Origin of the sequence: Bacillus rugosus, from assembly GCF_023238245.1 — a bacterium.
In the GTDB taxonomy this organism is placed as follows: domain Bacteria; phylum Bacillota; class Bacilli; order Bacillales; family Bacillaceae; genus Bacillus; species Bacillus rugosus.
The window spans coordinates 2,951,341-2,974,528 of the sequence record NZ_CP096590.1 but is presented as its reverse complement, the minus strand read 5'-3'; the positions used below and the strand labels follow the sequence as shown (position 1 = coordinate 2,974,528).

The window sequence follows — 23,188 nt, the reverse complement described above, 5'->3', positions numbered from 1 at the left end:
TGATGAATGCTTGCTTATGTCACCTCCTTAGCTGTATATCCGCAGCTTTGTCTTACGATTAATGTTGTGGGCAGGGTGACATGGTGAGGAAGCGTTCGGCCATTGAGGCGGTCAAGCAGCAGTTTTACGCCTGTACGGCCCATTTCCTCTGTGTACACCTTCACCGTCGTTAATGGCGTACTGGCAAATTCAGTTTCCTCAATGCCGTTAAAGCTGACGATCGCAGCATCCCGAGGCACTTGGAGTCCGGCTTCCTGAAACGCTTTTAATGCGCCGATCGCCATGGAATCGCTGGCGATAAAGAATGCTTCCGGCAGATTGCCTTGAGCTATTGCTTTCTTCATCAGGCGATAGCCCTCACGCATGCTGTATTCTCCGACCAGCACATGCTCAGGCTGGGGGGCGGCGGACTCCAAAAAGGCGGTCAGCCGTTTGTCTTCAATCGTTCTGCGAATGCTTTGACCGTCCTTCAGCGTATGCTCTTTTTCCTGTCCGCCAATGTAGCCTAGCCGTTTGTAACCAAGGCTGAGAAGGTGATCAATCGCTTGGCGTGAAGCGGATTCAAAATCAATGCCAATCGAATCGTATGTTTGCGGATCAGGAGAATGATTGATAAATACGGCATGTTCCAGCCTTCCGCTGATATGCTTCACTGCTTCATCATGAACACGGCCGATGACAATGACACCATCCAGTTCCCGAAAAATATGCTCCTGAAAGGAACCGAGATGAATTGAATTCGTAATGAAAATTTCTTGTTTAAAGCATTCTTTTTCAATGCCTTTGCGAATCGAAGAAAAATAAGGGTCCTGCCGTTCCTGATCAGGGGACAGACAGCTTAGTACGCCGATCAGCGGCTGGGCCCGCTGTTTTTGCCCGCGGGATTTCCGGCGTTTGGCAACCGTTTGATAGCCAAGCTCTTCTGCGATCGTGATGACTCTTTGTCTCGTTTCGCCCGCAACAGAAAGCGACTCATCTTCATTTAAAATCCTGGAAACCGTCGCACTGGAAACATTAGCTTTCAAGGCGATATCTTTAATCCGAACCATAGTAATCCCTCTCATCTATTTAGTAAAATATTAACTCCTCTGTTTTGATAAATTGATACTATCATACGAAAGTAAGCGGTTACAATGATTATTTTCGGAATATTTCGTTATATTTACTAAATATTTAGTAAATGATGCGATTTGCATTGGAAAAATAAAGGGGAAACCAGATCCATCTCGTAAATGTGAAGTAAGCGAATAAGGAAGGGTGAGGGAATGAGTACGGAAAGAAGAAAGCAGCTGTTTCGATTGCTTGGAGATTTGCCTGATCGGAGGAAAACCAGTACGGAGATATTGCGTATTGAAGAAAGAGAAGGATATATCATTGAAACGCTTCTGCTCGATCTAAACGGACATGAAAAGGTGCCCGCCTATTTTGTGAAACCGAAGTCTGCAGAAGGGCTGTGTCCAGCCGTATTGTTTCAGCATTCGCATGGCGGCCAGTATGACAGGGGAAAAAGTGAACTGATTGAAGGAGCGGATTATTTGAAAGCGCCATCTTTTGCCCGTGAGTTTACTTCTCTTGGGTACGGCGTGCTTGCGATTGATCATTGGGGATTTGGAGATCGGCGGGGAAAAACGGAAAGCGAGATTTTTAAAGAAATGCTTCTAACCGGAAGAGTGATGTGGGGCATGATGATTTATGACAGTTTAAGAGCGTTAGATTATATGCAGTCTCGTCCTGATGTTCAGCCTGACAGAATCGGAACGATCGGCATGTCTATGGGAGGGTTGATGGCGTGGTGGACAGCGGCGCTCGATGACCGGATTAAGGTGTGTGTGGATTTGTGCAGCCAAGTAGATCATCACGTCCTGATGAAAACAAAGAATCTTGACCGGCATGGCTTTTATTATTACGTCCCGTCGCTTGCAAAGCATTTTTCCGCATCGGAGATCCAAAGCATGATCGCGCCGCGCCCGCACCTTAGCCTTGTTGGTGTACACGACCGGTTAACGCCGGTGGAAGGTATGGACAAAATCGAAAAAGAATTGACGGCTGTGTATGCTGGACAGGGAGCTTCTGATCGCTATCGGATGATCCGTTCCGCTTCGGGGCATTTCGAAACAGCAGTTATGAGGCATGAAGCTGTCCGGTTTTTGCAAAAGTGGCTGTGACCGTTACGGGAAACTGGCAGAAAAGCACAAATTAAAGAGTATTGTCAGAAACACATCAAATTTCTATGAGCGAGGGAAGTGGAACCAATGGAATTACAAGACATTTTGGATTGGGCTTTCCGGCGGCATCTCAATCCAATAAGCTGGTATATTCGCCCCCTCTTTTTACTAGTATTGGTTTATGCTGCGTATAAGCACAGCTGGAAAGGCATTATCATCACTTTTGTATTGATGATGAGCAGTATGGTCTGGTTTCCAGAACCTAAGAAGATTCATCTGCAAATGCAAAAAGTGCTCGAATTCGAGCAAATGCTTTTAAGCAGTCCGGTCTCGGCTGTTTTAACAATTGCTTTCATGATGGTTTTTCTCGGTTTTATTTTGGCTGCTTTCTGGAAGCGGTCGCTTGTATTCGGTTTAATCCTATTGAATGTGACACTCGTTGGGAAGGTGGCCCTGTCCTTATTTTTCACAGGTGAGAATGGCTGGGCACCGTTAGGCAATACGATTTTTGGACTGGTGATGGTAAATGGGATCGCCTTGTTCATCAAGTATCGAAATCGAAAAAAACACAGTGGAATAGACATCTAAGGCTAGGACCGTTTTACTGTAAAACGGTCTTTTTGCTCATTTCAAGAACTAGCCCTAAAAAACAAAATGAAGATTTCTTATATTGACAGAATCATATGTGAATAATAATATTCTAATTGTTAACTTTTATTTATAATTGGTTAACAATTAGAATAGGATGTGATATACGTTCTTTAGTTATCAGTGAAAGGGCGAGAATGGATGCAAGAAGAAACTTTTTATAGTGTCAGAATGAGGGCTTCCATGAATGGATCTCATGAAGACGGCGGAAAGCATATATCTGGCGGAGAACGGCTTATTCCTTTCCATGAGATGAAGCGTACAGTCAATGCCTTATTAGAAAAAGGGTTATCCCATTCAAGGGGAAAGCCTGATTTTATGCAAATTCAATTTGAAGAGGTTCATGAACCGATAAAAGTCATTCAGCCATTGCCGGTGCATACGAACGAAGTGAGCTCCCCAGAAGAGGGACAAAAGCTTGCCCGATTGTTATTGGAAAGAGAAGGCGTTTCACGAGAAGTGATTGAAAAAGCATATCAACAAATCCCTGAATGGGCTGTTGTCAGGGGAGCTATTTTGTTTGATATTCATTCAGGCAAGCGGATTGATCAAACAAAAGGAAAAGGGGTGCGGGTCTCCAGAATGGATTGGCCGGACGCCAATTTTGAAAAATGGGCGCTTCGCTGTCACGTGCCGGCACATTCTAGAATAAAAGAGGCCCTTGCGCTTGCTTCAAAGGTTAGCCGGCACCCGGCAGCCGTTGCAGAATTATGCTGGTCAGATGACCCTGATTACATAACAGGATACGTTTCAGGTAAAAAAATGGGCTATCAGCGTATTACAGCAATGAAAGAATACGGGACTGAAGAGGGCTGCCGCATCTTTTTTGTTGATGGCTCCGAAGATATAAACACGTACTTACATGACCTGAAGAAGCAGCCTATTTTGATAGAGTGGGAGGAAGACTATGACTCATGATTTGATAGAAAACAGTAAAAAGCACCTCTGGCTGCCTTTTACCCAAATGAAAGATTACGATGAGAACCCCTTAATTATAGAAAGCGGCACTGGAATCAAAGTCAAAGACATAAACGGCAAGGAATACTATGACGGTTTTTCTTCTGTTTGGCTTAATGTCCACGGGCACCGAAAAAAGGAATTGGATGATGCCATAAAAAATCAGCTCGGAAAAATCGCGCACTCCACGCTATTGGGCATGGCCAACGTTCCAGCAACCCAGCTTGCCGAAGTATTAATCGACATCAGCCCAAAAAAGCTCACACGTGTTTTTTATTCAGACAGCGGTGCAGAAGCAATGGAAATAGCCCTGAAAATGGCGTTTCAGTATTGGAAGAATATTGGAAGATCTAAGAAACAAAAATTTATCGCAATGAAAAATGGGTATCACGGTGATACGATTGGCGCCGTCAGTGTCGGTTCAATTGAACTATTCCATCATGTATACGGCCCGTTAATGTTTGATAGTTACAAAGCTCCGATTCCTTATGTGTACCGCTCTGAAAGCGGCGATCCTGATGAGTGCCGTGATAAGTGCCTGCGAGAGCTTGAACAGCTGCTCGAGGAACATCATAAGGAAATTGCGGCACTTTCCATTGAATCAATGGTTCAAGGAGCTTCCGGTATGATTGTGATGCCGGAAGGATATTTGGCAGGCGTGCGCGAGCTATGTACAAAATACGATGTCTTAATGATCGTAGATGAAGTAGCTACAGGTTTTGGCCGTACAGGAAAAATGTTTGCGTGTGAGCACGAGAATGTCCAGCCTGATCTGATGGCTGCCGGGAAAGGCATTACAGGAGGCTATTTGCCAATCGCCGTTACATTTGCCACTGAAGACATCTATAAGGCATTCTATGATGATTATGAAAACCAAAAAACCTTTTTTCACGGCCATTCCTATACGGGAAATCAGCTAGGCTGTGCGGTTGCGCTTGAAAATCTGGCATTATTTGAATCTGAAAACATTGTGGACCAAGTAGCGCAAAAAAGTGAAAAGCTCCATTTCCTTCTTCAAGATCTGTACGCTCTTCCGCACGTGGGGGATATTCGGCAGCTGGGCTTTATGTGCGGTGCAGAGCTTGTTCAGTCAAAGGAAAGCAAAAAGCCTTATCCTGCTGATTGGCGGGTTGGATACAAAGTTTCTCTTAAAATGCGGGAGCTTGGCATGCTGACAAGGCCGCTGGGGGACGTGATTGCATTTCTGCCTCCTCTCGCCAGCACAGCCGAAGAGCTTGCAGAAATGGTTGCCATTATGAAACAAGCGATCCAAGAGGTTACCAGCCTTGAAGATTGACGCCTGGTTAAACGAGCGGTTAGACAGAGCGAAGGAAGCCGGCGTATACCGCAACCTGCGGACAATGGATGGAGCCCCGATTCCAGAGAGGGAAATTGATGAAGAGAATCAAACGGTTTGGTCTTCAAACAATTATTTAGGACTGGCAAGCCATAGCCGCTTGATCTCTGCAGCCCAAGAAGCACTGCTCCAATTTGGGGCAGGAAGCAGCGGCTCCCGTTTAACGACAGGCAATTCGGTTTGGCATGAAAAGCTTGAAAAAAAGATTGCCACCTTTAAACGGACGGAAGCGGCTTTACTGTTTTCGAGCGGTTATTTGGCTAATGTCGGTGTCCTTTCATCATTGCCAGAAAAGGAAGATGCCATTTTAAGTGATCAACTCAATCATGCAAGTATAATTGATGGCTGCCGGCTATCTAAGGCTGATACAGTTGTTTACCGGCATATTGATATGGATGATCTTGAAAACAAGCTAAATGAAACACAGCGTTATCAGCGCCGTTTTATCGTAACAGACGGGGTATTCAGCATGGATGGCACGATTGCCCCTCTTGATCAGATCATCTCACTTGCGAAACGCTATCATGCCTTCGTAATCGTTGATGACGCCCACGCCACAGGTGTTTTGGGTGAATCAGGAGGGGGAACGAGTGATTACTTTGGCGTTTGTCCTGACATTGTGATCGGCACCTTAAGCAAAGCTGTTGGCACGGAAGGCGGTTTTGCGGCAGGTTCAGCGGTCTTCATAGATTTTTTGCTCAACAATGCCAGAACATTTATCTTTCAAACTGCTATTCCGCCAGCCAGCTGTGCAGCCGCTTATGAGGCTTTCAACATCATTGAAGCCAGCAGGGAAAAACGTCAGCTTTTATTTTCTTATATCAACATGATCAGAACGAGTCTGAAGAACATGGGTTATGTGGTAAAAGGTGATCATACTCCGATTATCCCTGTGGTCATCGGCGATGCCCGTAAAACTGTCACATTTGCTGAAAAGCTGTATGACAATGGGATTTATGCCCCTGCCATTCGGCCGCCGACTGTTGCGCCAGGTGAAAGCCGGATTCGATTAACCATCACAGCTGACCACAGGGCAAGTGATATTGATCATTTGCTGACATCATTTCATTCAATTGGAAAGGAGCTGCACATCATTTGAGGGGTTTTTTTGTGACAGGAACAGATACAGAAGTGGGGAAAACGGTTATATCCAGCGGTCTTGCCGCTTTATTGCGAGAACATAAAAAAGATGTCGGGGTGTTTAAACCATTTTTAAGCGGTATATCTCGTCATCATCCGGATAGTGATACAAGTCTGCTGAAAGACATGTCGCAGACCAATCTTTCGCATGAAGACATTACGCCTTTTGCCTTCAAAGCGCCGCTTGCACCATATATCGCAGGAAAGCTGGAAGGGAAGGCTGTCACCATGGAAGAGGTCTTAAGCCATTGGGAGCGGATAAGAGAAAAACATGAATGCTTTATTGTAGAAGGTGCGGGCGGTATTTCTGTGCCATTGGGAGAGGATTTTTTAGTCAGTCATGTTATAAAAGCGTTACAGCTTCCCGTCATCATTGTGGCACGTCCTCATCTCGGAACCATTAATCATACCTTTTTAACTGTCCAATATGCACAAAGCATGGGTCTGTCAATCGCCGGAATTGTCATCAATGGAATCAGTGATTCTCCTGACGATGATGAAAAAACCAATCCTGAAATGATTGAGCGCTTATGCGGTGTGCCGATTTTAGGGATTACGCCAAAGCTTGCCAACGTGACGAAAGAAACAGTTCTACATATGGTAAAAGACCATATCAAACTATCATTATTGAAGAATCAAGTGGGGGTATGAGAATGAATCAATGGATGGAACTCGCAGACCGGGTGCTTACTGGAGCAGAAGTGACCGACGAAGAGGCGCTTTCGATATTAAACTGTCCGGATGAAGATATTTTGCTTTTAATGCATGGTGCTTTTCACATCAGAAAACACTTTTATGGAAAAAAGGTAAAGCTCAATATGATTATGAATGCGAAATCAGGACTCTGTCCGGAAAACTGCGGCTATTGTTCACAGTCTGCGATTTCAAAAGCACCGATTCAGTCGTACCGGATGGTGAATAAGGAAACGCTTCTGGAAGGCGCAAAGCGGGCGCACGATCTGAATATCGGCACATATTGCATCGTGGCAAGCGGCAGGGGGCCGTCCAACAGAGAAGTGGATCAGGTCGTAGACGCGGTGCAGGAAATTAAAGAAACATATGGACTGAAGGTTTGTGCGTGTCTCGGACTGTTAAAGCCGGAGCAGGCAAAGCGGCTGAAAGAAGCCGGAGTAGATCGCTATAATCATAATTTGAATACTTCACAGAGAAACCATTCAAACATTACGACCTCGCATACATACGATGACAGGGTCAATACGGTTGAAATGGCAAAAGAATCGGGGCTGTCTCCATGTTCAGGCGCCATTATCGGAATGAAGGAGACAACACAGGACGTCATCGATATTGCAAGAAGCTTGAAGGCCCTTGACGCAGATTCCATTCCGGTGAATTTTCTGCATGCGATTGACGGCACGCCATTAGAAGGCGTCAACGAATTAAACCCGCTGTATTGTTTAAAAGTGCTGGCGCTGTTCCGTTTTATCAATCCGTCAAAAGAAATCCGCATTTCAGGAGGAAGAGAGGTCAATCTCCGTTCATTACAGCCATTAGGGCTGTACGCCGCTAACTCCATTTTTGTCGGAGATTACTTAACAACTGCCGGACAAGAGGAGACGGAAGACCATAAAATGCTGAATGATTTGGGCTTCGAAGTCGAATCTGTCGAAGAAATGAAGGCCAGTTTAAGTGCGAAAAGCTGAAAGAATCAATAAAAGCAATCGGTGTGATGTCGATTGCTTTTTATTTTTAAATAGTGAGGAGAAGGTACACATGACAATTGCATTTTCAACTGCATCTTCTGAGTTTTTGAAAAATCCATATCCTTTTTACGAAACATTGCGCGCTGTTCATCCTATATATAAAGGGAGTTTCTTGAAATACCCGGGCTGGTATGTCACAGGATATGAAGAAACGGCAGTTATCCTGAAAGATGCCAGATTCAAAGTCCGTCCTCCGCTTCCTGAGACGTCAATCAAATATCAGGATCTTAAACATGTGCAAAGTCAGATGATGCTGTTTCAGAATCAGCCTGATCATAGACGATTACGCACGCTGGCCAGCGGAGCGTTTACGCCGAGAATGGCAGAGAGCTATCGTCCGTATGTCAATGAAACTGTCCATCACTTGCTTGATCAAGTGCAAGGTGAAAAAAAGATGGAGGTGATTTCGGACTTTGCTTTTCCTTTAGCGAGCTACGTCATAGCCAGCATTATAGGTGTACCGGCGGTAGATAGGGAGCAATTAAAAGAATGGGCTGCAAGTCTCATTCAAACCATTGATTTTACCCGGTCAAGAAAGGCGTTAACAGAAGGCAATCATATCGCTGTACAGGCTATGGAATATTTTAAAGATCTGATTCAAAAGCGAAAACGGCATCCGCAGCAGGACATGATCAGCATGCTCTTGAAGGGGAAAGAAAAGGATAAGCTGACGGAAGAGGAAGCGGCATCTACATGCATTTTGCTGGCGATCGCCGGACATGAGACAACGGTTAATCTCATCAGCAATTCAGTCCTTTGTTTGCTGCAGCATCCTGAACAGCTTTTGATGCTGAAAGAAAACCCAAATCTTATTGATACCGCAGTTGAGGAATGTTTACGCTATGAAAGCCCCACGCAAATGACTGCCAGAGTTGCATCAGAGGATATTGACATCAACGGGGTGACGATTCGTAGAGGGGAACAAGTCTATCTTCTGTTAGGGGCTGCTAATCGAGATCCAAACATATTCACGCACGCCGATGATTTCGATATAACCAGAAGCCCTAATCCGCATCTTTCATTCGGGCATGGACATCATGTTTGCCTAGGATCCTCACTGGCACGATTAGAAGCAAAGATAGCGATTCATACCCTTCTGCAGCGAATGCCCGGCCTCAAGCTCGCTGGCTCTGAATGGCAGTACCGGCCGCTTTTTGGCTTCCGGGCGCTTGAGCAGCTGCCGGTGACTTTTGAATAAACTAAAAGAGCATGTGAGTGCCAAAAAAGTGTCAGCCCCGGCGAAAATGGGCAATCTATAAAAAAAGGGGAGTGAACACAGTGAAAAAAGTGCTGATCGCCGGCGGAAATGGTGTGATTGGGAGACTGCTTGCTGAAGGGCTTATATCAGATTATGAAGTGACAGTGCTTGATAAAGATGATTTCGATGGCACTGCCTCTTCCATTCAGGCTGATGCGGCAAATTATGAGGAGCTGTTGAAGAAGATTCCGAAAGATACCGATGTGATCTTGAATTTATTGGCTGTCAAAATCAAATACGATGTCATGGACATCGCTGAATTTGAGAAAATGACGGATGTTTTCTATAGGGCAAGCTATTACTTGTGCCGCGCCGCAGCGGAGCTCGGCATTCAAAAGCTCGTGTTCGCCAGCAGCAACCATGTCACAGATGTATACGAAAAGGACGGGCGTTCTCTCTTAGGGCGGGAAATCACAACAAGCGATTATCCGCTGTCAAAGAACTTGTACGGTGTATTAAAGCTGACCTCGGAACAGATTGGCCATTTATTTTATTTGGAAAATAAGCTTTCAGTGATCAACCTTCGAATCGGAACTGTCGTCACAGATGAAATGGATACGCTGCATGAAAAAGAACGGGTGAAAAAGACGCTGCTGTCTCATCCCGATTTGCTTTCGATTTTCAAAGCTGCCATTGAAACCAATATCCGGTACGGCACTTATTACGCTGTCTCGGATAATCCGGGCCGGCCATGGTCCATTGAATCCGCTGTCAATGAACTTGGATTTTCACCTCAAATCAATACTGCCGAGCTTCTGAAAGAGGAAGAGAACGGAGCATAATCATTTTCTAAGATTATGCTCTTTTTCTTTTGTCATCAGTTCTCATTCACGGCAAGCCCCGCAGCGAAAGGGACTCTGTTCAAATGATTATAGACATGGCAATCACAGATTTGCTACATTTTAGACACGATATCGTCACATGCTGCAGCTCGTTTAAAAAAGAATGATAACGCTTACAAAAGAGAGGTGGGAGCTATCGCACATTCACTGAAAAATCGCCTGTTTGATATTTTGATTTACGGGTTTTTGCTGATGTTCGCTTTAATATGCGTACTTCCGTTTATTCATGTCATCGCGGCTTCTTTCGCCACAGTAGAAGAAGTTGTGTCGAAAAAATTTATTTTAATACCGACCACTTTTTCGCTTGATGCTTATCGTTACATTTTTTCAACAGATATTATTTATAAGAGTTTGCTTGTTTCTGTGTTTGTGACAGTGATAGGCACTGCAGTCAGCATGTTTCTTTCGTCACTGATGGCTTACGGGTTATCCCGCCGTGATTTAATCGGCCGGCAGCCGCTCATGTTTCTCGTCGTATTTACGATGCTCTTCAGCGGCGGCATGATTCCGACTTTCCTTGTAGTCAAATCGCTTGGATTGCTCGATTCTTACTGGGCGCTCATTTTGCCGACAGCCATTAATGCCTTTAACCTGATCATTCTGAAAAACTTCTTTCAAAATATCCCGTCAAGCCTGGAAGAGTCGGCGAAAATCGACGGGTGCAATGATCTGGGCATTTTCTTTAAAATTGTGCTGCCGCTGTCTCTTCCTGCGATCGCAACGATCTCGCTATTTTATGCGGTTACGTATTGGAACACGTATATGACGGCGATCTTGTACCTAAATGATTCAGCAAAATGGCCGATTCAGGTGCTTTTACGCCAAATCGTGATTGTATCAAGCGGGATGCAGGGGGATATGTCAGAAATGGGGTCAAGCAGTCCGCCGCCGGAGCAAACCATCAAAATGGCGGTCATAGTGGTGGCGACTATCCCAGTTCTGCTTGTCTATCCTTTTATACAAAAGCATTTTGCAAAAGGAGCTTTGCTGGGATCTGTCAAAGGATAAAAAATATGAAACGGAGGGGTACGATGGGAAACAAATGGAGGGTGCTTTTGATTGTGCTTGTACTTGCACTCGGAGGAGTGCTGGCGGGCTGTAAAGGGGCTGATCAGTCTTCAGCTGAAGGCAAAGCTGACTCTGATTCAAAGGTAAAGCTGTCTTGGATGGCGATTTTGTACCATCAGCAACCGCCGAAAGACAGAGCAATTAAAGAAATTGAAAAGCTGACAAATACAGAACTGGACATCACCTGGGTTCCAGACGCGGTGAAAGAAGACAGGCTGAATGCCGCGCTTGCAGCCGGCAATCTTCCGCAAATCGTGACCATTCAGGATATTAAAAATTCGTCAGTCATGAATGCCTTCAGATCAGGAATGTTCTGGGAGATTGGCGATTATATCAAGGATTATCCGAACTTAAGCAAAATGAACAAACTCATTAATAAAAACGTAACAATCGACGGCAAGCTCTACGGGATATACCGAGAACGTCCGCTTTCCAGACAGGGGATCGTCATTCGGAAGGACTGGCTGGACAATTTGAATTTGAAAACGCCGAAAACACTGGATGAGCTTTATGAAGTGGCCAAAGCGTTTACGGAGGACGACCCGGATAAAGATGGGAAAGACGATACATTCGGGCTGACAGACCGCAATGACTTAATTTACGGCGCGTTTAAAACGCTTGGCTCGTATGAAGGCATGCCGACAGATTGGAAGGAATCAGGCGGCAAATTCACGCCTGATTTCATGACGCAGGAATACAAAGATACAATGAACTATATGAAAAAACTGCGTGACAACGGCTATATGAATAAGGATTTTCCTGTCACAAGCAAAACCCAGCAGCAGGAGCTGTTTTCTCAAGGTAAAGCCGGCATCTACATTGGGAATATGGTAGATGCGGTTAATCTGCGCGACCATGCCTCCGATAAATCGATGAAGCTTGAAATCATCAACCGCATAAAAGGCCCAGATGGGAAAGAGCGGGTGTGGGCATCAGGAGGGCATAACGGCTTGTTTGCTTTTCCAAAAACGAGTGTGAAAACGGAAGCTGAGCTTAAACGGATTTTGGCGTTTTTTGATCGAATTGCCGAAGAAGACGTCTATAGCCTGATGACTTATGGCATTGACGGCGTTCATTACAACAAAGGAGAGGGCAAAACGTTCACACGCGAGGAAAGCCAAGTGAAAGACTGGCAGACTGATATTCAGCCGCTGTCCGCCTTAATCGCCATTGATAAAGCCTACTTAAAAAACACTGGGGATCCGCTTCGGACGGCGTACGAGGAGCTGACCGAAGACAATGAAAAGATCATCGTCCCAAACCCTGCTGAAAGCCTGTATTCTGCTGCGGAGTCGGAACGGGGGGATGAACTGAAGAAAATTATTGATGATGCGACCTATAAATATATGATTGGAGACATCACAGAAAGCCAGTTTGATCAAGAAGTGGAAAAATGGGAGTCAAGCGGCGGAAAGCAGATTATTCAGGAGTACGAAGAAGCGTTTAAACAAGCAAAATAACACTGGAAAAACCCAAAACGTGTAAGCTGTTTTGGGTTTTTTACATGCTTCTTTTTTGCTGGCGGTAGTTTCCCGGTGTAATCCCCTCCAGCTTTTTAAATGATCTGATAAAGTTTTGCGAGTTTTTGTATTTCAGCTTTTCGGCAATGTCTTTTACCGCCATATCGGTTTCGGCAAGCCAGTTTTTCGCCATATGATGGCGGTAGCTGGAGACATATTCGCTGAATGAAATGCCCATTTCTTTTTTGAAAATGCTGCTTAAATAGTTTGGGTTGTAATGCAGCCTGCGGGCGATTTCGTCCAGTGTCAAATCGGATTCAAACTCATGGTGGATGATATGAATAATGTTGTCAGAAATATTTTTGTACTGGGCATCCGCGCGGGCGTTCACTTTGTCTGTCATCGGATCAATGAACTCATTCTTGAGCCAGTTTTCGGTATCCTCGAACGTTTTCAGCTCAAAAATTTGGTCATACAGCATTTTGTTTTCTTCAAGCTCAAACAATTCGATACCGAGCACATGCATCAGTTCAATCACATGGTTCAAAAAGCGGGCGATTGCGATTTGGAATTGATACGGATTGGTGTTTTGAGTGAAGATCGACTGCAAAATCGCGTGCAGGCATTTGTCCGCTTTCTCCTTGTCTCCTGCTTTTACGGCATCGAACAGCTCATGCTGAAGCTGTTTTGGAAAATGGGTTTTGAAGGTTTTTTTCTGGTCAAGGTCTTCATAAAAGATAATCGATTTGTTTTCTGCTTTGAGCCGGTATTTCAACGCCTCCGAGCCTTCAGCGTAGGCTGTTTTCGCCTTTGTAAGCGCATCAAACGGCTGGCTGATACCGATGCTGACTGACAGCTGCAGCTCAGTTTCCGCCTTTTCCTGAATCATCCGTGCAGTCTCATTCAGCTCATCCATGAATTCTTCCTTTGTCCCATTCTGATTGATCAGAATGGTTGTCTGCTGTTTGTCTACGACGGCGGGGGCAAGATGTTTGTCTGCCGGTATGTTGCGCTCAATCAGGCTGTTGACGGCAAACAAAAGCAGATCCATATCTTTTTTCTCATAAGGCGTATGATTCAGGGTATCAATTTGCAGCACGAGCAGGGCGAGATGCCGCCAATTTTGCTTTAAACCGAGGCTTTCAAAACGGTTATTGACCTCCTCATCCGTCAGTTTTCCAAGCATGAGCCTAACCATAAAATACTGCTGTAAATGAGTCGCCTGCTGTTTCATCGTCTCTTCAAGGTCGTCATTTCTGTCTTTTAGCTGCTTAAAGCTCTGTTCAATTAACTCGAATTCATTTTGAGGCGGCTGTTTCTCTTGTATAGCACTATGTCTTGCAAATGATTCGTAAAGCACTCTGATCGGCTTGTAAAAATGGCGGGAGCCAAGCCAAGAGAACAACAGTGAAAGCGCTAACAAAATAAAGCATACTGTAAAGGTGATCCAGCCAATTGACTTGGCTTCTTTTTTTAGTTCAGGCAAGGAAACGAGAGAAAAATAAGTCCATGTGTTATAGTCAGATTTTTGATAGGTGACTTTATAATGAATCCGGTCAATTACTGTTTCAAACTGTCCGTTATTGGCGGTCTGCGCCAGCATGTTTTGGACAAAGTCGTCGTTTTGAAGAGATTCACCGATATCAGACATGCTGTTATGCAGGATGATACGGCCTTTTTCATCAATGATATACAGGTTGTTGGCGTTTGAATAGTCAGGCATATTTTTGACAAGCGAGCAGCTTGGGATGCTCGCGGCGGCCAATCCCTTCGTATTTGTGCTGTTCAGAGGAAGCTGTTTAATCAAATTGATATTGTAGCGACAGTTGTCTGATGTCCCTTCTTTTGTCGAAATCAAATGATTGTTTTCTTCAAGGGTCCAATACGAGCGGCTCGCTTTGTGTTGCGTGTACGCTGCGGCTGCTTCATGAAGAGAGTCTGTATTCAAGCGGTACAAGCCGGAATTGTTCATGTACCATTTTTTCATATAACTGACTAGCGTCATGTTGGACAGGTCGGTATCAAAGCTTTGCAGATAGTTGAGCTCTTGGTTCACTTGGTTATAGATTTGAAATTGGTCAGAGTGCAAAGGCTCGGACAGTGTGCGAAGGAGAGGCGGCGAACTCACATAGTGGGTTAAAGAGTGATCGACAGTTTTCAATATATGCTCGATGCTTTGCTGAGTCTGCTGGAGTGTGTCGAGTTTTTCCTCCGAAACGTTGGAGATAGCTGTCTTCTGAGAGTGCTCGTACGAAAACAATCCGACCAGAATGACCGGAATGGTGCTGAGCAGACAGAAAAACGTGATTAGTTTGTAATAAAACTTGTATTGGCTTCCTTTCATAAAACCCCCCATTTCATAACATCGACATCACCTTAATACAATTAATCCAAAGATTGATAGATATTGTCAATAATCATTTTCTAATATCGGTGTCTTTTTTTCAGGTGGAATGGCTGAACCCTTGATCATAAAGGGATAAGGCAGGATGTGATCAGATGATTGTAGACGGACTTTTGCCTGCTGCGCTACAGTGAATGCAAGAACCCGTGAAAGGAGGCTTGGAAAAGATGAAAACCGCAGAAGCGCAAGCGCCGGCTGTTGATGCAGTCATTTTAAAAAAAAAAAAAAGAAAGCGCTTACTAAATAAGCTGATGCAACAGAAATATTTATACTTGATGATTTTGCCGGGGTGTATTTATTTTTTGCTTTTTAAGTATGTCCCGATGTGGGGAATTGTGATTGCGTTTCAGGATTATCAGCCGTTTCTCGGCATTTTGGGCAGTGAGTGGGTCGGGCTGAAGCATTTTATCAGGCTGTTTACAGAGCCTACATTTTTTCTCCTGTTAAAAAACACGCTCGTGTTATTTGCTTTGAATCTGGTTATATTTTTCCCGGTGCCGATTTTGCTGGCGCTTCTATTAAACGAAGTGCGGATCGCTCTCTTTAAAAAATTTGTTCAAACGCTGATTTATATCCCGCATTTTATGTCTTGGGTCATTGTTGTATCGCTTTCGTTTGTGCTTTTAACAGTAGACGGAGGCTTGATTAATGAACTGATTGTGTTTTTTGGCGGTGAAAAAATCAATTTTCTGCTGAACGAAGAATGGTTCCGGCCCCTGTATATTCTGCAGGTCATCTGGAGGGAAGCGGGCTGGTCGACAATCATTTATCTGGCGGCCATTACAGCTGTTGACCCCCAGCTGTATGAAGCGGCGAAAATGGATGGAGCGGGACGGCTGCGGCAAATGTGGCATATTACCCTGCCCGCCATTAAAAGTGTCATCGTCGTTTTATTGATTTTAAAAATCGGAGACACGCTGGAGCTTGGCTTTGAGCATGTGTATTTGCTGTTAAACGCGACAAACAGGGAAGTGGCGGAAATTTTTGATACGTACGTTTATACTGCAGGGCTGAAACAGGGCCAATTCAGTTACAGTACAGCAGTCGGTGTATTTAAAGCGGCGGTCGGGCTGATTTTGGTCATGCTTGCGAATCGTTTGGCGAAGAAATTTGGCGAGGAAGGAATCTATTAAGAAAGGGATGGGATCAATGGATCAATCAATCGCTGTAAAATCGCCTCTTACGTACGCGGAGGCATTGGCAAAAACGATTATGAACACGTACACAGTGGAGGAGCTGCCGCCTGCAAACCGCTGGCACTACCATCAGGGTGTTTTCTTATGTGGGGTATTGCGGCTGTGGGAAGCAACCGGGGAAAAGCGGTATTTTGAGTATGCGAAGGCTTACGCAGATCTCTTAATCGATGATTATGGCAATCTGTTATTTAGAAGAGATGAGCTTGACGCTATTCAAGCGGGTCTTATTCTTTTTCCATTATACGAGCAGACCAAGGATGAGCGGTATGTCAAAGCGGCAAAAAGGCTGCGCAGCTTGTATGGGACACTGAACCGGACGTCTGAGGATGGTTTTTGGCACAAGGACGGCTATCCTTATCAAATGTGGCTTGACGGTTTATACATGGGCGGGCCGTTCGCACTGAAATACGCCAATCTGAAGCAGGAGCCGGAGCTGTTTGATCAGGTCGTGCTCCAGGAGTCGCTGATGAGAAAGCATACAAAGGATTCTAAAACGGGACTCTTTTATCATGCCTGGGATGAAGCGAAAAAAATGCCTTGGGCCAATGAAGAGACAGGCTGCTCCCCAGAATTCTGGGCGCGTTCCATCGGGTGGTACGTCATGTCTCTTGCCGACATGATTGAAGAGCTGCCGAAAAAGCACCCAAACCGTCACGTGTGGAAAAAAACGCTGCAGGACATGATGAAAAGCATCTGCCGCTATCAAGACAAGGAGACGGGGTTATGGTACCAGATCGTTGATAAGGGCGACAGGTCCGATAACTGGCTGGAAAGCTCAGGATCCTGTCTGTACATGTACGCAATCGCAAAAGGACTCAATAAAGGATATCTAGACAGTGCATACGAACCAACACTGTTAAAAGCGTACCAAGGTTTGATTCAGCATAAAACCGAAACAACAAAAGATGGTGCGTTTCTCGTCAAAGATATATGTGTCGGAACGTCAGCCGGTTTCTATGACTATTACGTCAGCCGGGAAAGAAGCACAAACGATCTGCACGGGGCCGGTGCGTTTATTTTGGCCATGACAGAGCTGGAGCCTCTTTTTAGGTCAGCGGGGAAATGAAAATAAGTATACGTACGGCTTTGTGTGTGATCATCTCAGTGCTCTTTTTGGCATCATGCTCAAGCAGGCCGGACGGAATGCATGTTATCCTCTTTTCTGATATGCAGGCAGGCGTACAGGAAAACATAAAAGAGGCCGCTGAGCAAAAGGCCGGGAAGGTTGATATCTTTCCAGCCTTTCCGGAAAAACTGCTGACTGAAATCACCGCTCGTGAGGGAGATGTTTTCATCGTGCCTGAAGACATGTTTCAAGCGTACGATGATCCAGAAAATTTTCAGCTGTTAGACGGATTGCCATCGGAAAAAACATCTCCTTATACAACGGTTAATAAAAAAACAGGAGAAAAAACGGTCTATGCCGTTCAGATCGAAAAAGGGGAAAAACAGCTGAACGGCTATACTTTTCGATTGAATCGCAATATGGCGGCGTTTATCCCTGTGTACGCTAAAAAAACAGAGGAAGCGCTGCAGCTGATTTCTCAACTAACTGAAGCCCGATAGAGGTGAGGACATTGAAGAACATCGTCATTTGCGGAGTGAGCAGCAGAGCTCTCAGTATGTTTATCAAACCGCTGATGGAGCGGTTTTCAACACATTATGAGATTACAGGATTGCTGGATGCTGATCCGAAACGTTTTGCCGTATGCAAGAAGAAGTTTCCCGAGCTTGCCCACGTGCCGGAGTACAACGAAGATGCTTTTGATGAGATGATGCGCGTTTCAAAGCCTGATATCGTCATTGTAGCAGGCAGGGATGACACCCATGTCGCATATATCTTAAAAAGCCTTCAGTGGGATATGGATGTGATTACAGAAAAACCAATGGTGACGACGGTACAGGATGCGAATCGGGTGCTTGAGGCGGAGGCGAAAAGCAAAGGAAATGTCACCGTGGCGTTTAACTATCGCTATAGCCCGTTTCATCGGAAAATTAAAGAAATGATTCTGGACGGAAAAATAGGCAGGGTAACCTCTGTTGATTTGAATTGGTATATTGATACGTATCACGGCGCCAGCTATTTTAAACGCTGGAACCGGTCAAGACCACTTTCTGGCGGTCTTTCTGTCCATAAATCAACACACCACTTCGATCTCGTTAATTGGTGGCTCGGGCAAAATCCGGCGGAGGTATTTGCTTACGGCGCCTTGAATTACTATGGGCCGGACAGTGAGTGGAACCCGCTGCCGGAAGAAGACGGGCGTTTTTGCGGGACGTGCAGCGTCAAAGAAAAATGCCATTACTATTCAAGATGGCATCCCCGCTCCTCCAAAGCCTCTGTTAAGGATGATCACCTCCAAACGGGGGACCAGTCCAGCTTATATACTGCATACAGGCCTGACGCGTGTATTTTTGACGAGGAAATTGACATTGAGGATACGTACGTGGCGGCTGTCAAATATGACGGCGGTGCGCTTTTAAGCTACTCGATCATATTTTCCGCCCCGTATGAAGGCTACCGGCTGACAATCAATGGCACAAAAGGGCGTATCGAATCAAATGAATTTCACGAGCCTTCCAGAATTCCGTTTGCTTTTCCTGAGCAGACGATTGAATATTATCCGCTCTTTGAATCAAAGCAGACGATACAAGTGGTCAAAAACGAGGGCGGGCACGGTGGAGGCGATCCGTTATTGCTTGAAGATCTTTTTTTAGGAAAAGACCCGTTGCGCCGCTATGACATTTTAGCCGGGGCTGAAGCAGGAGCTTACTCCATCGCGGTTGGTGAGGGGATGTGGCGCTCGGTTGCTGAAAAGAAGCCGATCGACATTAAAAGGCTTTTTCAGATGCAAAATGTATAATGCGAAAAGGAGGGGCCGCTGTGGAGCATGATGGTTCAATGGGGCGGGTGCTGCGCTTTTGTGAGTGGATCATGAGATTTGCTTATACAAACCTGCTTTGGCTGTTTTTTACGTTGCTCGGTCTCGGTGTGTTCGGCGTCATGCCCGCGACCGCAGCTTTATTCGCTGTCATGCGGAAATGGGTTCAGGGGCAGGACAGCGTTCCAGTGCTAAAAACGTTTTGGCGGGAATACAAGGCAGAATTTTTTCGTTCAAATTTGATCGGTGCTGTACTGGCCATCATCGGATTGATTATTTATATTGATTTGGCCTTTATTTATCCGAGCCATTTCCTCCTGCATGTCCTGCGCTTCGCCATTATGATATTTGGATTTTTGTTCGTATCCATGCTTTTTTATGTGTTTCCGCTGCTTGTCCATTTTGATTGGAAAAAACGTCTGTACGTGAAGTTTTCGCTCTTGCTCAGTGTAGCCTATTTGCAATATACACTCGTGATGCTTGCGCTGACAGTGGCTCTCCTTTTCTTGCTTGCGTTCCTGCCCGGCATTGTCCCTTTTTTCAGCGTCAGCCTGATCAGCTACTGTCATATGCGAATCGTTTATGCTGTGCTGCTCAAAGTGGAGCAGCAAGACGATGAGCCGCAGAGAAAACACCATACACGGGAAGCTTTTTATCCGAAGATGAGGTGATCATCATTTCTCTATCATAACGCTGTTCCAAACGGAATAGATTGATAGAGAAAGGAGAGCGGATAAGATGCTGAAGGTGGCAGTATTTGATGAAGAGCATGAAAAAGACTTACAGACGGAAATCAATTCATTTCTAAAAGGGATATCGGAGGAGCAGCTGATTGATATCAAATATACGGTTTCGGCGGCGTGCGACCCAGACGGCGAGCAGCTTTACTGTTTTTCCGCCCTTATTCTATATCGCAAATAAAAAAGATCTTCCCGCAGGTGCGGAAAGATCTTTTTTGTTAATATGCCTTTTTCACTCTTGGACTTCTCGGTTTGTCGATTTTCTCTGCTTTTTTGATCTCTCTTCGTTCTTTAGAGAGCGATTTATAGAGAGCGGCAATCATCAGCAGGATGACGATAGAAAACGGCAGCGCTGCCAGAATCGCTGTGTTTTGCAAAGCGGAAAGCCCGCCGGAATACAAGAGGACAGCAGCCATGGCAGATTGAATGATGCCCCAGCTGAATTTTACTGAATTGGCCGGGTTCAATGAACCGTATGTCGTCTGCATGCCGAGAACAAATGTTGCAGAGTCAGCAGACGTAATAAAGAACACAGCGATCAGGATTAATGACAAAATAGATGTCACCATCGCCAGAGGATAATGGTCAAGTGTTCCAAACAGCATCGTTTCAGTTGACAGCTTGGCTACATTGAATGTGCCGTTCTGCTGAAGATCCATAGCCGATACACCAAAGATAGAGAACCATAGGAACGCGAGAATACATGGTGTTACCAAGACACCGATCAAAAATTCACGGATCGTCCGTCCTCGGGATACCCGGGCGATGAAAATGCCGACAAATGGAGACCAGGAAATCCACCATGCCCAATAGAAAATCGTCCAGCCGTTAATCCATTCACGTTTTTCAGGATCGTACGGCGTCAGTCTGAAGCTCATTTGCACAATGTTTTGTATATACTGTCCGATAGAATCTGTAAATGAGTTCATAATCAGTACGGTAGGTCCGGCAAACAGCACAAACAGCATTAACAGTCCAGCTAATACCATATTGGTGTTGCTCAAGTACTTAATGCCTTTTCCGAGTCCGCTCCACGCAGAAATCAAGAAGAGCACAGTAACAACGGCTATCAAAATAAATTGAACGAGAAAGTTATTTGGAATGCCAAATAAGTAACTCAATCCGCCGTTAATTTGAGTCGCCCCGATACCAAGGCTTGTCGCTACCCCGACGACTGTGGCAAAAACAGCAATACAGTCAATCAGTTTTCCGATTGGGCCGTTTACTTTATCGCCGAGAATCGGTGACAGCGTACTGCTGATTAATCCTGGAGCGCCTTTTCGGAATTGGAAATAAGCGATGCATAATGCCACAACGGCATAGATGGCCCAAGCGTGCAGACCCCAGTGGAAAAACGTATAGCGGAGTGCATCTCTAAAGGCTTGGGGGGTTTCTGTTTCACCTGATGGAGAGCTAATTGCGTAATGGCTGATCGGTTCAGCCGCACCGTAGAATACCAAGCCGATTCCCATGCCTGCGCTGAACAGCATGGCAAACCATGATAATAACCCGAATTCCGGTTTTTCATCGGGCTTTCCGAGTTTGATTTTTCCGATCGGGCTGAAAATCAAAAAGAGACAGAACCCGACAAACAAAGAGACAACTAAAAGATAATACCAACCAAACGAATTGGTGATAAATGATTGTGCGGATTGGGATACGTTCTGCAGGCTGTCAGGAGAAACAACGCCCCACAATACAGCGGCAGCTGTGATCACAATCACAATCCAAAATACACTAGATATATTTTTCAAGTATTCTCACCCTCTAAATTTTTTGTGTACGCCTATATCTGCTCGTAGGCTTAGTATGGTCGTACTCTGGCAGATCATTCCTCTCTTAAAATTACCCCGCAATCAGGTGAAACAAAACAAGTCCCACCGTAACATGAATGCGGAGAATTTTCAAATGTTCAGCGTTTTGTACAAAATTGAAAAGACTTGTCAAGAACGGGAAAAGCGACCGGCATTCAGCCCCGCAAGCCTTCCTGTTACAAGGGCTGAGGTAATATTGTACCCTCCTGTGTAGCCGTGGATATCCAGAATTTCACCGCAAAAATAAAGCCCCTCCATTTTTTTAGAAGCCATCTTTTTTGGATCAATTTCTTTTACAGATACCCCTCCCCCTGTGACAAATGCCTTATCAAGAGACAGTGTGCCGTTTGCGAGTATTGTAAACTGCTTGCAGTCCTTTACAAATTGTCTGAAAGGGTCCTTCGGCAGCTCAGAAAACGATACGTTCGGAGAGATGCTGTTTTTTTCGAGCAAGAATAGGAGATAGCGCTCCTGCATCCAAGGTTTCAGTACGTTTTTAATGGCTTTTTTCGGTGCTTCCTTCAGTTCTTTATACATCTTTTGGAATAGTGTTTCTTCATTGATATCCGGATATAGATCAATTCTGATCGGTACTTGCGGCTGTTTTTTCAGCTCTTTCACGACAAATTGGCTGCATCTCAGAATGGCAGGTCCGGAGAGGCCGAAATGGGTAAACAGCATGTCCATTTTATGTGTGATGACCGGTTTGCCTTTTTTATTTAACACACTGACAGCAACATCTCTTAGTGATAAGCCCTGAAGTGTTTTTTGCTTAATGAACGGTTCGGCAGATGTAACGGGAACCTCTGTCGGAAACAGCTCTGTTATGGTATGGCCCGCGGCTTCAGCCCATTCATAGCCGTCTCCCGTGCTTCCGGTATGAGGCACACTTTTACCGCCGACAGCGATAATGACAGCCTGACTATGGATCAATTCGCCGTTATTCGTCACAATCCCTGCTGCTTGTCCATCTTCATAGATGACAGATTTAATTTTCTCATTCGTTCTGATCGTGACGCGAAGCTGTTTCAGCCTGTTTAACAGCGCGTCAACGACACTTTGGGCTTTGTCTGTCACAGGAAACATCCGGCCATGATCCTCTTCCTTCAATTGAATGCCGAGATTTTCAAAAAACTTGATAATGTCTTCATTACTAAATTCAGAAAACGCACTGTATAAAAAACGTCCATTGCCGGGGATGTGCTTAATAATTTCCTCCACAGGAAGGCGGTTCGTCACATTGCAGCGGCCACCCCCGGAAATCGCGAGTTTCCGCCCTAATTTATTTCCTTTATCGATCAGCAAAACATCTGCGCCCTGTTCACCTGCTGCAATCGCAGCCATCAAGCCTGAAGGGCCTCCGCCGATTACGATTACGTCATATTGTTTCATCTTTATCATCAACTTTCTTTTTCCGTTTCGTGTGCGAACACCCCGTCCGCAATATTATTATAGCGAAAGAAGGCCTCTCCTTAAACGTCTTTTGCCGCGAACCTGAATGTTCATAAGATTGCTTTTGTATTTATTACCGTCTAA

21 protein-coding genes are annotated in these 23,188 nt (G+C 45.1%); 17 read left to right on the top strand and 4 right to left on the bottom strand.

The window, feature by feature from the left end; translation table 11 throughout:
* Window positions 1–14: 14 nt before the first annotated feature.
* Window positions 15–1,049 carry a LacI family DNA-binding transcriptional regulator gene (locus tag M0696_RS15090; RefSeq protein WP_248602113.1) on the bottom strand — a complete coding sequence of 345 codons (1,035 nt, stop codon included), beginning with the start codon at window positions 1,047–1,049 and terminating at the stop codon, window positions 15–17.
* Window positions 1,050–1,265: 216 nt separating this feature from the next.
* On the opposite strand from M0696_RS15090, the gene M0696_RS15085 reads away from it, so the two are divergent.
* From M0696_RS15085 to M0696_RS15035, 11 genes are all read left to right on the top strand, one after another.
* Window positions 1,266–2,165 (top strand): dienelactone hydrolase family protein, encoded by a 900-nt coding sequence (locus tag M0696_RS15085; RefSeq protein WP_248602112.1) that lies wholly within the window; start codon window positions 1,266–1,268, stop codon window positions 2,163–2,165.
* 87 nt (window positions 2,166–2,252) lie between these two features.
* Entirely contained in the window at window positions 2,253–2,753 is a 501-nt protein-coding gene (locus M0696_RS15080) for a hypothetical protein (protein WP_222143366.1), read from the top strand.
* A gap of 201 nt (window positions 2,754–2,954) precedes the next feature.
* Complete coding sequence (gene bioW, locus M0696_RS15075; RefSeq protein WP_248602111.1) at window positions 2,955–3,731, top strand: 6-carboxyhexanoate--CoA ligase; 777 nt, start codon at window positions 2,955–2,957, stop codon at window positions 3,729–3,731.
* Window positions 3,721–5,067 (top strand): adenosylmethionine--8-amino-7-oxononanoate transaminase, encoded by a 1,347-nt coding sequence (gene bioA / locus M0696_RS15070; protein WP_166849457.1) that lies wholly within the window; start codon window positions 3,721–3,723, stop codon window positions 5,065–5,067. Before bioW ends, bioA begins: the two co-directional genes overlap by 11 nt.
* Window positions 5,057–6,226: an 8-amino-7-oxononanoate synthase gene (gene bioF, locus M0696_RS15065; RefSeq protein ID WP_166849460.1), complete on the top strand. Its 1,170-nt coding sequence runs from the start codon at window positions 5,057–5,059 to the stop codon at window positions 6,224–6,226. The genes bioA and bioF overlap by 11 nt, the downstream gene beginning before the upstream one ends.
* The gene (gene bioD, locus M0696_RS15060) at window positions 6,223–6,918 is read left to right on the top strand and encodes a dethiobiotin synthase (RefSeq protein WP_222143364.1); all 696 of its coding nucleotides are present in this window, start codon (window positions 6,223–6,225) and stop codon (window positions 6,916–6,918) included. The genes bioF and bioD overlap by 4 nt, the downstream gene beginning before the upstream one ends.
* 2 nt (window positions 6,919–6,920) lie before the next feature.
* Window positions 6,921–7,928, top strand: coding sequence for a biotin synthase BioB (gene bioB, locus M0696_RS15055; RefSeq protein WP_166849465.1), 1,008 nt, complete (start codon window positions 6,921–6,923; stop codon window positions 7,926–7,928).
* A 70-nt stretch (window positions 7,929–7,998) separates the two neighbouring features.
* Complete coding sequence (gene bioI / locus M0696_RS15050) at window positions 7,999–9,186, top strand: biotin biosynthesis cytochrome P450 (RefSeq protein WP_222143363.1); 1,188 nt, start codon at window positions 7,999–8,001, stop codon at window positions 9,184–9,186.
* 80 nt (window positions 9,187–9,266) lie between these two features.
* Window positions 9,267–10,028, top strand: a complete 762-nt coding sequence (locus M0696_RS15045; RefSeq protein ID WP_166849470.1) for an NAD-dependent epimerase/dehydratase family protein — start codon at window positions 9,267–9,269, stop codon at window positions 10,026–10,028.
* Window positions 10,029–10,235: 207 nt separating this feature from the next.
* The gene (locus tag M0696_RS15040; RefSeq protein ID WP_148962471.1) at window positions 10,236–11,096 is read left to right on the top strand and encodes a carbohydrate ABC transporter permease; all 861 of its coding nucleotides are present in this window, start codon (window positions 10,236–10,238) and stop codon (window positions 11,094–11,096) included.
* 23 nt (window positions 11,097–11,119) lie between these two features.
* The gene (locus M0696_RS15035) at window positions 11,120–12,616 is read left to right on the top strand and encodes an extracellular solute-binding protein (protein ID WP_166849472.1); all 1,497 of its coding nucleotides are present in this window, start codon (window positions 11,120–11,122) and stop codon (window positions 12,614–12,616) included.
* Between the two features lie 40 nt (window positions 12,617–12,656).
* On the opposite strand, the gene M0696_RS15030 is transcribed toward M0696_RS15035, so the two are convergent.
* Window positions 12,657–14,972, bottom strand: a complete 2,316-nt coding sequence (locus tag M0696_RS15030; protein ID WP_248602110.1) for a helix-turn-helix domain-containing protein — start codon at window positions 14,970–14,972, stop codon at window positions 12,657–12,659.
* Window positions 14,973–15,187: 215 nt separating this feature from the next.
* Here M0696_RS15030 and rmgP point away from each other — a divergent pair, with 215 nt between their 5' ends.
* The 6 genes from rmgP to M0696_RS15000 all read left to right on the top strand — a co-directional run bounded on the left by rmgP (window position 15,188) and on the right by M0696_RS15000 (window position 20,019).
* On the top strand, window positions 15,188–16,153 hold the full coding sequence (gene rmgP, locus M0696_RS15025) for a polygalacturonan/rhamnogalacturonan ABC transporter permease (RefSeq protein WP_248602109.1): 966 nt from the start codon (window positions 15,188–15,190) through the stop codon (window positions 16,151–16,153).
* Window positions 16,154–16,160: 7 nt separating this feature from the next.
* On the top strand, window positions 16,161–17,282 hold the full coding sequence (rmgQ, locus tag M0696_RS15020) for an unsaturated rhamnogalacturonyl hydrolase (protein WP_166854610.1): 1,122 nt from the start codon (window positions 16,161–16,163) through the stop codon (window positions 17,280–17,282).
* Window positions 17,279–17,782 (top strand): lipoprotein YteS, encoded by a 504-nt coding sequence (locus M0696_RS15015; protein WP_222143358.1) that lies wholly within the window; start codon window positions 17,279–17,281, stop codon window positions 17,780–17,782. Before rmgQ ends, M0696_RS15015 begins: the two co-directional genes overlap by 4 nt.
* 11 nt (window positions 17,783–17,793) lie before the next feature.
* A complete protein-coding gene (locus M0696_RS15010) occupies window positions 17,794–19,080 on the top strand; it encodes a Gfo/Idh/MocA family protein (protein ID WP_166849482.1) in 1,287 nt (428 codons plus the stop codon).
* 20 nt (window positions 19,081–19,100) lie between these two features.
* Window positions 19,101–19,769, top strand: coding sequence for a YesL family protein (locus M0696_RS15005; RefSeq protein WP_222143357.1), 669 nt, complete (start codon window positions 19,101–19,103; stop codon window positions 19,767–19,769).
* 67 nt (window positions 19,770–19,836) lie between these two features.
* A complete protein-coding gene (locus M0696_RS15000; RefSeq protein ID WP_003223398.1) occupies window positions 19,837–20,019 on the top strand; it encodes a sporulation protein Cse60 in 183 nt (60 codons plus the stop codon).
* Window positions 20,020–20,056: 37 nt separating this feature from the next.
* Here M0696_RS15000 and opuD read toward each other — a convergent pair whose 3' ends face one another.
* Both opuD and M0696_RS14990 read right to left on the bottom strand, forming a co-directional pair.
* Window positions 20,057–21,592, bottom strand: a complete 1,536-nt coding sequence (gene opuD, locus M0696_RS14995; protein ID WP_166849487.1) for a glycine betaine transporter OpuD — start codon at window positions 21,590–21,592, stop codon at window positions 20,057–20,059.
* A gap of 189 nt (window positions 21,593–21,781) precedes the next feature.
* Window positions 21,782–23,044 carry a BaiN/RdsA family NAD(P)/FAD-dependent oxidoreductase gene (locus M0696_RS14990; protein WP_222143425.1) on the bottom strand — a complete coding sequence of 421 codons (1,263 nt, stop codon included), beginning with the start codon at window positions 23,042–23,044 and terminating at the stop codon, window positions 21,782–21,784.
* Window positions 23,045–23,188: the final 144 nt, after the last annotated feature.